Raw genomic sequence first — 10,838 nt, 5'->3', positions numbered from 1 at the left:
CGCGAGATCGGCAGGTTCGCGCTCGAGTTGCCCGAGGACCGGCCGGGGGGCGTACACCGTCGCACCGGCCTCGCGCAGCAACGGAACCTGGCCGATGTGGTCGCTGTGCGGGTGCGTGACGACGACCGCCTCGATATCCGCGGGGTCGTATTCCGCTGCGTCCAGCGACTCACGGATCGTCTTCTCGGCGCGCGCCTCCGGATCGCCGGTATCGATCAGAATGGGAGCGGGCTCCTCGAGCAGGTACGCCGCGGCGTGTTTCGGCGGCCACTCGATGTCGAAGTCGAGCCGCGTGACGCGGGTCGGCGCGGCCTCGGGCCCCCGCTCCGTCGGGTCTTCCATCGGGAGTTAGATGAGCTCCCGGGCGATCGTCCGCTTCTGGATCTCGTCGGTCCCCTCGAAGATGCGGAAGACGCGGGCCGAGCGATAGTTGCGCTCGATGGGCAGGTCCTTCATGAAGCCGGCACCGCCGTGGACTTGCATGGCGACGTCGGCCGCGTCGTTGGCGAGTTTCGCGCCGCGGAGCTTCGCCATCGACTCCTCCTTGCGGGCGCGCTCGCCGTTGTCCATCTTCCAGGCGGCGTAGCGGTAGAGCTGACGGACCTGCTCGAGGTCCGTCGCGAGTTCGGCCAACTGGAACGAGATCCCCTGTCGGTGACCGATGGGTTTGTCGAAGGTCTCCCGTTCGCGGGCGTACTCCACGGACATGTCCAGCAGGAACTGGGCCGTACCGACGGAGCCGGCGGCGATGTTGATTCGGCCGCCGCCGATCCAGTCCATCGCGGACTGAAACCCCTTGTCGACCTCGCCGAGGACCTGTTCTTCGCCGACGCGGCAGTCGTTGAAGTAGAGTTCGGCGTGGGTCCCGGGCGTCATACCCATCGCGCGGTGGATCGTTCCCACCTCGAAGCCGGGATTGTCGTCGTCGACGAGGAAGCACGTGATCCCACTGAGGTCTCCGTCCTCGCCGCTCGTCCGAGCGAACACCATCACGAAATCCGCGTACGGTCCGTTCGTGATGAACACCTTCTGTCCGTTGATGACCCACTCGTCGCCGTCTTTCTCGGCGCGGGTATCCATGTAGTGGGCGTCGCTCCCGTGGCCCGGCTCTGTCAGCGCGAAGCAGGTCGTGATCTCGCCGTCCATCAGCGGCTCGAGGTACTCCGCACGCTGTCGTTCGTCACAGGCCAGCAGGATGGGCGTCGGACCGCCGGCACCGCCGAAGATGGCGCTGTGAAAGCCCGGCGGCCGGTTGGACATGTGTTCGCCGACGATGGCTCGGGTGAGGATGTCGACGTCACCGCCGCCGACCTCCTCGGGCATCGTCATCCCGTAGAAGCCCGCCTCGACGGACTTCGTGCGGATCTTCTCGACGATGTTGCGATACTCGGGGACCTGCCGATGGTCGTCGTCGACGATGTGTTTCTCGTAATCCGCACCGAGGAACTCGTCGTACTCGTTCTCGAGCGGCGCGACTTCCTGGTCGATGAAGTCGTCGAGCGCCTTCGTGATCTGCACGGCTTCGGACGGTTCGCTAAAGTCCATACCATATCTCATATAACTCGATACTTAAGCGTTACCGTGTTACAGTCTTTCAATGGCAGTGGCTCGATCGATTCTCCCACGTTCGGCCGAGTGAACCGGTAACAACAGAGAATGTGGATTTAACGTGGTTTTTCCAAGAGGGGCGGGCGTTCAGTAGAGCGGAACAGTTTTAGTTCGCTTCGTCGAATGTGGGGTATGACAACGGCAGTCACTGACGGGGGGTCGCGGATCGAAGCAGTGGTCAAAACGCTCGACGTGCTCGAGGCGCTGTGGCAGGCCGAAGGGGCCGGTGTGACGGATCTCACCGAGCGAACGGGGCTGGCGAAGAGTACGGTCCACGCCCATCTGACGACGCTGCGCTCGAAGGGGTACGTGGTCCAGGAAGGCGACGAGTACCGGCTGAGTCTGCGGTTTCTTTCCTTCGGCGAACACGTCAAACACGCCGAACCGCTGTACGCGGCGTCCGATGGGCCAATCGACAAGTTCGCGGACGAAACGGGGGAACGAGTTCTCTGTTCGACACACCAGAACGGACTCGGAACGGTCATTAATATCGGCGAGGGGCCTCGGTCGTTCACGAGCGACATCGACATCGGGACACACACCTACCTCCACAATTCGGCCGGCGGGAAGGCCATGCTCGCACACTTCTCCGAGGAACGCGTCGACGAGATCATCGACGAGTGGGGACTCCCCGCGTTCTCCGAGAAGACGATCACCGACCGAGAGACGCTCTCCGAGGAACTCGAAACGGTTCGCGACGAGGGCGTTGCGTACACTCGCGGGGAGTATCTGCCCGGAATCAATGCGATCGGCGCGCCGATACTGGACACCGACGGGACCGTCTACGGGGCCGTCAGCGTCGCCGGACCACAGCACCAACTCGAGAACAAGTGGGAGAAGACCGACTTCCAGGATCAGTTACTGTCGACGGCGAACACGATCGAAGTGAACATGATGTTCTCGTAGCTGTTCAATGGGAGTGAACACGATATCGCGGCGTCGCTCGAGACGACACCACCGAACCCACAGTGAACGACCACCGATCGAATCGGTCTCGTCACACCCGCAATCGGAGCGCGTGACGCCTTCCCGTCCACCGTCGCGCCTGGATATTACATTCGTATGTGCGTAATCCCCTGTTCCTCGTCGGTCGGGTCGCTGCGACGGCGACGCGGCCGACGACTCGAGCACTCGAGTCTGACCGGACGAGAACAGCAAATGGTGTCTATAAAAATATAGAATTGGAAGTATGTCACATATACTATATCACCTAGAAGTCGCCAAACAGGAGACGAGCAGAGTGACGGTTCGGCACTCGACCGGTCGCGGGTCGAGACCGCCCCCGTCTCGTATGCTGACTCGAGAGGGTGATCGCGCCGGTCCCGAGCCCGAGGCCGAGCCGCAACTGGAGCTGGGCGTAGAGATCGGCGAGCCCGACCGCGGCGACGGCGGCGGGCGAAAACAGATCGGTGACGATGATGTCGACCGTCCGCATCAATGTGTTGAACGTCTGCTGGACGGCGAGCGGCCACGAGAGCGAGAGCGTCGGCCGCCAGACCGTACGGGCGCGACTACTGAGTTCGGCCAGACACCGTCGGCGACGGACATCGGCCGGATCAACGTGTCGGTCCGGGCAAACACCGAGCGGATTCGTCAATTCCCATCTATCAGGAATAGATATGGTTTATGAAAGCGGTATGAATGCAGTAGACGCGCACGTATCCGTCGGCTCGAGCGAACTGCCGATTACGAACCGAGAACGGCCAATACGGCTCGACTCATACACTGACGACGGCTCTACCGGTAAAGAGATCGATCCGAGGAGAATGCACTCTCGTACTCGTGGCCCGGATATTTCAGCACCTACAGAGCTGTTTACGGAGGTATTCGTCGTCTCTCGCCACTCGAGTCGGCAGGGTGCCGGTGACCAATCAATATAATCCGAAATCAGATAGGTGTCGGCTAATCGCAGAATAGTTATTAAAATTAGACGGAGTGATTCCGGGTGGCGCGTCCATCGGTCACGAGGCGGGCCGTCGCGGGGAAACCGCGGAGACAGGGAACCGACCGAACGACCATGGACGCATTTCCATTGTTCAGCGGTATCGGACGATGCGCGAACAGAATCGTTCTCGAATACATCACTTATGAACGATTTTATGTAGCAGCCGTTCGATACGAGACGTATGCGACTCGAAGACAAAACCGTAGTTATCACGGGTGCGGCGTCGGGAATCGGTCGGTCGACGGCCGAGCGCTGCGCCGAAGAAGGGGCGCGCGTCATCGTCACCGACGTCGACACCGAGGGCGGACGAGCGGTCGCCGAGACCATCGAGGACGGCGGCGGCGACGCCGAGTTCCACGAACTCGACGTGACCGACAGCGATCAGTTCCACGCGGTCGTCGACGCGGTCGCCGCGGACGACGGGCTGGACGTGATGGTCAACAACGCCGGGACCGGCCATCCGGCCGGCAGTCTCGAAAACCTCGAGGACGACATCCGGGACTTCGTCATCGACATCAACGTCAAGGGCGTCTGGAACGGCTGTCACGCGGCGCTCCCCCACCTCAAGGAACAGGGCCACGGTGCCATCGTCAACGTCGGCTCACTGGCGAGCATCCTCGGGCTCCCGAAGCAGTCCGCCTACTCGATGAGCAAGGGCGCAGTCCTGAACATGACGCGGGCGGTCGCCTCGGAGGCCGGTCCGTACGGCGTCCGCGCGAACACGGTCTGTCCCGGCTTCACCGAGACCTCCCTGCTCGATCAGTATCTCGAGGATCAGGAAGATCCCGAGAAAGCTCGCGAGCGAATGATTCAGCAGTATCCGCTCAAACGCCTCGCCGAACCGGAAGAGATCGCGGACGCGATCCTCTTCCTGGCCAGCGAGGAATCCTCGTTCGTCAACGGCCACGGACTCGTCGTCGACGGCGGCTTCTCGGCCTGAAACGGCCCGTTTGCTCGCCCCAAGACCCGCGGTCGGTCACTCCTCGCGGACCAGCGCCACGCTCGCGAGCTGGTCCCCCGCGGTCACGGTCGCCTCGCGGGTGAGCGCATAGAGCACCCCGTCGCGGTCCGCGCGGGCGTGGTGGAGCGGCTCGTACGTCGCCGGATGATAGACCGTTCCGATGGCCGTTCCCTCGGAGATCGACTTGCCGACCTCGAGCGACGGAGCCGGCCGGAAGAGCCCGGAGTCGTCGGCGGTGACCTGCCCGAGGTGGTTCCGGGCGACGATCGGGTCGCGATCGGGGACGTCACCGGGAAGAAGGCCGAGATACCGGCAGACGTCGAGCAGGCCGTCGACGCCCTCGTCGACGACGTCCTCGAGGATCTGCTTGTTGTGTGCGAGTTCGGGCGTGATCGACGGGATCCCCTTCTCGGCGGCGGCCACCCGGAGCTTTCCCGCAAAGCCGCGGTGGTGCCACTCGTCGGGAGCGTCCTCGTCGGCCTGTTCGGACAGCAGGAGGTCAGTTCCGAAGGCGTCGGCGAGACTGCGAGAGCGCTCGTCGTCCTCGCGGTAGACGACGTGGGGGAGCATATCGGGGCTCCCCGTGTGGAGATCGACGAGGGCATCGGCCGCGGTGACGAACTCCCAGAGCCGGGCAGCCATGCGCTGGTGGAGGCTCCCGTCGCTGTCACCCGGCCAGATCCGGTTCATGTTCGGGTTGATGCTATCGAGCTGTTCCGGCGTCGTGTAGGAGACGCGATCGAACGTCAGCGGGTTCGCGACGGGGACGGCGATCACGGTCCCCGACAGCGACTCGAGAGGGAGTCGGTCGTGGAACCGCCGCAGCACCTCGGTCCCGTTGATTTCGCGGCCGTGTTGGGCCGCCTGCACGTACAGCGTCGGACCCGACTCGTCGCCGCGATAGGTGTGGACCGTCGTCGTCAGTTCGACTCCCGACGGCAACCGTGCGAGCGTCACCTGTTCAGCCGTGTGCGCGCCCTCGCTCATGCCCGGACATTCCACGTCCCGCGGTATGTACCTGCGGCCGGCCGCCAGCAGACGTGACCGTCCCGTCGTCCGATGGATCGGTGGATGCGGGCTCAGTGGTCGCCGACTCGAGACCACTACCGTTTTCACTCGTCCCGCCGTCCCGGAGGATATGGGAGACGTTACTGCGACCCTGCACACGAACGAGGGCGATATCGAGGTCGAACTGTACGACGAGCGCGCGCCGCGGACCGTCGACAACTTCGTCGGTCTCGCGACCGGCGGCAAGACCTGGACCGACCCCGAGACGGGCGAGGAAGTCGATGGCGAGCCGCTGTACGACGACGTGGCCTTCCACCGCGTCATCGAGGACTTCATGATTCAGGGCGGCGATCCGACCGAAACCGGTCGCGGCGGTCCCGGCTACGAGTTCGACGACGAGTTCCACGACGAGCTGCGCCACGACGACGAGGGCGTCCTGAGCATGGCCAACTCCGGCCCCGACACCAACGGCTCGCAGTTCTTCATCACGCTCGGCCCCCAGCCCCACCTCGATGACCGCCACTCCGTGTTCGGCAAGGTCACCGACGGCATGGACGTCGTTCATGAAATCGGTGACGTTGACACGAACGCCAACGACCAGCCGCGCGAAGACGTCGTCCTCGAGTCCGTCTCCGTCGACTACGAGTAACGCGTCGATCGACCGATCGCGAACGGTTTTCCGGCTGTTCGTGCGCTCGACTCGAGCCGATGCGGGACACGTCACCGGCAGCAGATCCGATATCGGTACTTCGGTACCGAATCCACGAACGGTCTCACTTGCATCGACGAACGCTACTGGCTGGAACCGCCTCGAGTCTCTCTCTCTGCCGCTCGCCGGCTGCGCGGGCGATACTTCGGACGATACGGAAGGAACGGAACCCGACGCGAGTGAGTCGCCCGTCGATGCGACTGCGAGCGGAGGGATAACGGCGACGGTACACGCGAGGAGGGCGAGATCTAGGTCGACTCCGAGCCCGGTGAGGGCGCGACGTTCTCGTTCACGCTGCCCGCCTCGCAGGACCGCCGTCTCGCCCGTCCCGCTCGAGCGCCTGCCGGACGCACCACGGCGCACCCATTTAGGGACAGACGGCATAGAGCGCGTATGGACTGGACAGCCGACGAGATTCCCGATCAGGACGGACGAACGATCGTCATCACGGGCGCGAACAGCGGCATCGGCCTCGAGGCCACCCGCGAACTCGCGCGCAACGGCGCGACGGTGACCATGGCCTGCCGGAGCACCGAGCGCGGCGAGGACGCCGCCGACGACGTTCGCGGCGAGATTCCCGACGCCGACCTGCGCGTCGAGGAGTGCGACCTGGGTGACCTCGAGTCCGTTCGCTCCTTCGCGGCGGGGCTCGAGGACGAGGAAATCGACGTGCTGATCAACAACGCGGGGGTCATGGCGATCCCGCGCTCTGAGACCGCGGACGGGTTCGAGACCCAGTTCGGCGTCAACCACCTCGGTCACTTCGCGCTCACCGGATTGGTGCTCGAGAGTCTGGCGACCGACGGCGAGGAGCCAGCGCGGGTCGTCACCGTCTCGAGCGGGGTTCACGAGAGCGGCGAAATCGACTTCGACGACCTCCAGAGCGAGGAGTCCTACGACAAGTGGAACGCCTACGCCCAGTCGAAGCTGGCGAACGTCCCGTTCGCGTACGAACTCGAGCGACGGTTCCTCACCGCGGATACGAACGCGAAAAGCATGGCGGTGCATCCCGGCTACGCGAACACGCAGTTGCAGTACCGCGGGCCCGAGCAGAGCGGGAGTCGGCTCCGAATGGCGGCGATGAAACTGATGAACACGGTCGTCGCGCAGTCGGCCGAGATGGGCGCGCTCCCGACGCTGTACGCCGCGACCGCGCTCGACGCCGAGGGCGGCGCGTACTACGGCCCCGGCGGCTTCCAGAACATGCGCGGCACGCCCGAACGACAGGCCTCCTCGGATCGGTCCTACGACGAGGAGACGGCCCGTCGGTTGTGGCGGATCTCGAGCGAATTGACCGGCGTCACGTACGACCTGCCAGAGCCAAAGGGCGAGGAAGCGGTCTCGGCGTAGCGCGGAGACCAGCGGGCGCCCGTCGCTTGTGCCAACCGTAACGGGAAAGACGACGCGGTCGAACTATGAGACAATGAGCGACGACGGCATCCAGCGCGCCAGCGACGTCGGCTCGAGCGACGCGCCGCCGGTCGACGAGAAGCCCTACAAGATCATCTTCGAGGCCAACAAGTGCTTCGGCGCGGGCAAGTGCGCCGAGGTCAGCGCCAACTGGGAGATGTCCATCGCCTCGGGCATGGCCCAGCCCAACGAGTACTTCTTCGGCGAAGACGACCTCGAGCACAACGTCCGCGCCGCGGAGGTCTGCCCGGCGAAGAAAGACGACGGCTGCATCCACGTCGTCGACCGCCGGACCGACGAGGAGATCGCACCCGACCCCCACGGCGACGGCACACTGAGCGTCGACTGGTAAGGGCTCGAGGCGGGAGGCCCACGGGCACACACCGAAACGCACATCCCCGACCCGGGACAACGCTCGAGTGCACTTCTGCGCGAGGGTAGCCAAGCAGGCCAACGGCGGTGGGCTTAAGACCCGCTCCCGTAGGGGTCCTTGGGTTCGAATCCCAACCCTCGCATACCAACTTAAACTGAGAGACGTCTCTCCGTGACTTGCTACTGACGATATCACATTGTCAAAAGGAATTACATAGAAATACTAAGTATCTCAATGACATATTGGGATATGTGGCTGACGACTACCTGAGACGGACCGCGATCACCCGTCCGGAACTCACCTCAGAGCAGCAACAGCTGCTTGACGCTACCATTCAGGAGTGGCAAACAGCCTGCAACATCAGTAGTCAAATTGGATGGGGAATAGGTGAAACACGAAAAATATCCCTCCAAGACCTCGCCTACGGCGAGGTTCGTGAGAAGACACGCCTCAGGAGCCAACACGCGATTCTCGCAACCCACCAAGCTGCAGCCGCCCTCTCCGGTGTCGAAGAAATCGATGACCTTGATGAGGATTATAAAACCTCTCGTCCCGAGTTCACCGCAGACACGGTAAAGTACGATACTCGGACGATGACATTGTTCGATAATGGCACTGTATCACTCACGACAGTCGATGACCGCATTCGGTGTGATCTCGCTCTGCCAGAGGACGAAGACGGTTACCAACATGAGTATCTCAATGATGAGGACTGGGAGCTCACCGAATCCACGCTGTCGCGGCGTGATGATAACTACTACCTCCATCTTGGCTTCCGAAAACCGAAGCCGGAGAAGAAAATCAAACAACAGGATGACACCGAGAACAGGACAGTTCTCGGCGTTGACCTCGGTATCGTCAACATCGCCACCACTTCGACAGCCTATTTCGCGTCCGGACGAGAACTGCGGCATCGACACCGACAATTCGAGAAGATTCGTGGTTCCCTCCAGCAGACTGGGACGCAGTCCGCCCACCGCACGGTCCAACAGATGAGCGGGCGTGAATCACGTTACGTCCGTGACTCCCTCCACCGGGTCGCTAACCGCATCATCAAGGAAGCACTCACTCACGACTGCGAATACATTGCATTCGAGAACCTAAGGCACATCCGTGAGCGTATGCCGCCAGTGAAGGACCTGCACCAGTGGGCGCATCGCCAACTCGTCGATCTCGTGGAATACAAAGCAGAAAAGGAGAGGATCTCTGTGGAGTTCGTATCGCCGGAGGGCACGAGTCGACGGTGCCCAGAGTGTGGACATACGAGTGAAGGTAATCGAGTTACTCAGTCCAAATTCGAGTGTGAGTCGTGTGGTTCAACAGCGAACGCTGACTACGTTGGTGCGAAGAACGTTGGGTGGCGGTTTGTCCGTCGAGGCCTACAGTCGTCTCGGCGGACGGGCGACAGTCAACTCGCCCTGAAGTCAGGAACTGTGACGTCGACTCGGGGATTCGTCCCGTCCGACTAATCATCGGCAGAGGCCGAGTTCACTGACAAGCCCCGCAATTGTGGCGCGAGGCAGTTGATATCCCAACCCTCGTACATCGGGAATACCTCGAAAGCGGCAGTTGCAATGCTCGAAGCGGAATTCGCAGCCGCAATACTCGATCCGTCACTCAGACAGCGTGCGAGGAGTACACGTAAACCGTATGTCTGGTCGATGAAATCCTTGTAAGAGGGCACACCGGTACACTAGATGTTCAGTCTGCTCCCGCCAACTCACCGGTCAACCGGAACGCGCAGGTACAACCGTTTCCTCGAGCGGGACAGTACGTCGGAACGAGCGATGAACAACCAACGGACCGCGGATCGGAACGGCGAGGGATCGCGAATCGCGACCAATCGAACGGCGGTCGTCATCGCTGCCAGCTCGCTGCTGATCGCGGCTGTGGGTGCACTTCTGGCTCGGCGCGGACTGCTCGAGGCCGTCATCGCCAACGGAATCGCCGTGGACGCGTTACCGCTGTATCTGCTCGTCGCCCTCCTCGCGGTCTGGCTCGTGATCTGGAGCTGGGGGCGGCTGCTGGCGCTCTTCGAATGAGCTCCCCTCTCGAGGGTTAGAACGGGTACTCGCGGGGTTCGTGCTGAACCGAGACCAGCTTCGTCGTCGTCACTTCCTCGAGGATCTGCTCGCCGTTGTACCGGCCCATGCCGGATTGCTTCATCCCGCCGAAGGGGACGTGGGGCTCGTCGTTGATCGGCTGGTCGTTAATATGGATCATGCCCGTGTCGATCCCGTCCGCGATTTTCCGGGCTTGCTCGAGATCCTCGCTGTGGACCGAGCCCGACAGGCCGTGGATCGTGTCGTTCGCGAGTTCGATCGCCTCCGCGTCGCTCGAGTAGGGGATCACGGGTGCGACGGGACCGAAGTGCTCGTTTTCGGCCGCTGCCATGTCGTTGTCGGCGTCCGAGAGGACGGTGGGTTCGACGACGAGGCCGTCGTGATCGCCGCCGGTCTCGAGGGTCGCGCCCTCGTCGACCGACTCCTCGATGTAGTCCACGATCTGGTCGCGCTGGCTCTCGTCGATGATCGGACCGATGATCGTCTCGTCGTCCGATGGATCGCCGGTCGCCAACGAGGCGGTCCGGTCGACGAGCGCGTCCACGTAGTCGTCGTACAGCGACTCGTGGACGAGGTGGCGGTTGATCGAGATGCAGGCCTGCCCCTGGTGGAGGAAGGAACCGAAGACGCCACCGTCGACGGCGCGATCGAGGTCGGCCTCGTTGGTGACGACGTGGACGTTGTTCCCGCCGAGCTCGAGCGCGGGCAGCGCGCAGTTGCCGGCCGCCTTCTCGGCGACGCGCTGACCGACCTCGGTCGAG

The 10,838-nt window shown here is 63.0% G+C and carries 12 protein-coding genes and 1 tRNA gene; 8 read left to right on the top strand and 5 right to left on the bottom strand.

Annotation, left to right across the window (positions count from 1 at the left end):
- Together PGX04_RS30200 and PGX04_RS30195 are read right to left on the bottom strand one after the other, a co-directional pair.
- Positions 1 to 342: MBL fold metallo-hydrolase (locus PGX04_RS30200; protein WP_273741865.1), on the bottom strand; the 342-nt coding region annotated here is incomplete at its 3' end.
- Between the two features lie 6 nt (positions 343 to 348).
- Positions 349 to 1,545 (bottom strand): acyl-CoA dehydrogenase family protein, encoded by a 1,197-nt coding sequence (locus PGX04_RS30195; RefSeq protein ID WP_273741864.1) that lies wholly within the window; start codon positions 1,543 to 1,545, stop codon positions 349 to 351.
- A gap of 195 nt (positions 1,546 to 1,740) precedes the next feature.
- Here PGX04_RS30195 and PGX04_RS30190 point away from each other — a divergent pair, with 195 nt between their 5' ends.
- On the top strand, positions 1,741 to 2,514 hold the full coding sequence (locus PGX04_RS30190) for an IclR family transcriptional regulator (protein WP_273741863.1): 774 nt from the start codon (positions 1,741 to 1,743) through the stop codon (positions 2,512 to 2,514).
- Positions 2,515 to 2,818: 304 nt separating this feature from the next.
- Here the strand turns inward: PGX04_RS30190 and PGX04_RS34855 are convergent, their stop codons facing one another.
- On the bottom strand, positions 2,819 to 3,205 hold the full coding sequence (locus tag PGX04_RS34855; RefSeq protein ID WP_377043716.1) for an MATE family efflux transporter: 387 nt from the start codon (positions 3,203 to 3,205) through the stop codon (positions 2,819 to 2,821).
- 529 nt (positions 3,206 to 3,734) lie between these two features.
- Between PGX04_RS34855 and PGX04_RS30180 the strand changes: the two genes are divergently transcribed.
- Complete coding sequence (locus tag PGX04_RS30180; protein ID WP_273741862.1) at positions 3,735 to 4,493, top strand: SDR family NAD(P)-dependent oxidoreductase; 759 nt, start codon at positions 3,735 to 3,737, stop codon at positions 4,491 to 4,493.
- A gap of 36 nt (positions 4,494 to 4,529) precedes the next feature.
- Here the strand turns inward: PGX04_RS30180 and PGX04_RS30175 are convergent, their stop codons facing one another.
- The gene (locus PGX04_RS30175) at positions 4,530 to 5,501 is read right to left on the bottom strand and encodes a succinylglutamate desuccinylase/aspartoacylase family protein (protein ID WP_273741861.1); all 972 of its coding nucleotides are present in this window, start codon (positions 5,499 to 5,501) and stop codon (positions 4,530 to 4,532) included.
- A gap of 151 nt (positions 5,502 to 5,652) precedes the next feature.
- On the opposite strand from PGX04_RS30175, the gene PGX04_RS30170 reads away from it, so the two are divergent.
- The 6 genes from PGX04_RS30170 to PGX04_RS30145 all read left to right on the top strand — a co-directional run bounded on the left by PGX04_RS30170 (position 5,653) and on the right by PGX04_RS30145 (position 10,056).
- Positions 5,653 to 6,171, top strand: coding sequence for a peptidylprolyl isomerase (locus tag PGX04_RS30170; RefSeq protein WP_273741860.1), 519 nt, complete (start codon positions 5,653 to 5,655; stop codon positions 6,169 to 6,171).
- Positions 6,172 to 6,624: 453 nt separating this feature from the next.
- Entirely contained in the window at positions 6,625 to 7,581 is a 957-nt protein-coding gene (locus PGX04_RS30165; RefSeq protein ID WP_273741859.1) for an oxidoreductase, read from the top strand.
- A 73-nt stretch (positions 7,582 to 7,654) separates the two neighbouring features.
- Positions 7,655 to 7,993, top strand: a complete 339-nt coding sequence (locus PGX04_RS30160; RefSeq protein WP_273741858.1) for a ferredoxin — start codon at positions 7,655 to 7,657, stop codon at positions 7,991 to 7,993.
- A 79-nt stretch (positions 7,994 to 8,072) separates the two neighbouring features.
- Positions 8,073 to 8,156 (top strand) — tRNA-Leu (locus tag PGX04_RS30155).
- A gap of 109 nt (positions 8,157 to 8,265) precedes the next feature.
- Positions 8,266 to 9,483, top strand: a complete 1,218-nt coding sequence (locus PGX04_RS30150) for an RNA-guided endonuclease InsQ/TnpB family protein (RefSeq protein ID WP_273741857.1) — start codon at positions 8,266 to 8,268, stop codon at positions 9,481 to 9,483.
- A 318-nt stretch (positions 9,484 to 9,801) separates the two neighbouring features.
- The gene (locus PGX04_RS30145; RefSeq protein WP_273741856.1) at positions 9,802 to 10,056 is read left to right on the top strand and encodes a hypothetical protein; all 255 of its coding nucleotides are present in this window, start codon (positions 9,802 to 9,804) and stop codon (positions 10,054 to 10,056) included.
- A gap of 16 nt (positions 10,057 to 10,072) precedes the next feature.
- Here PGX04_RS30145 and PGX04_RS30140 read toward each other — a convergent pair.
- Positions 10,073 to 10,838, bottom strand: a 766-nt coding sequence (locus PGX04_RS30140) for an aldehyde dehydrogenase family protein (RefSeq protein WP_273741855.1), incomplete at its 5' end; no start/stop codon positions are given.

It is taken from the genome of Natrinema soli (assembly GCF_028618695.1).
The sequence above is the reverse complement of the archived record's forward strand: the minus strand, read 5'-3'. Positions and strand labels throughout refer to the sequence as shown.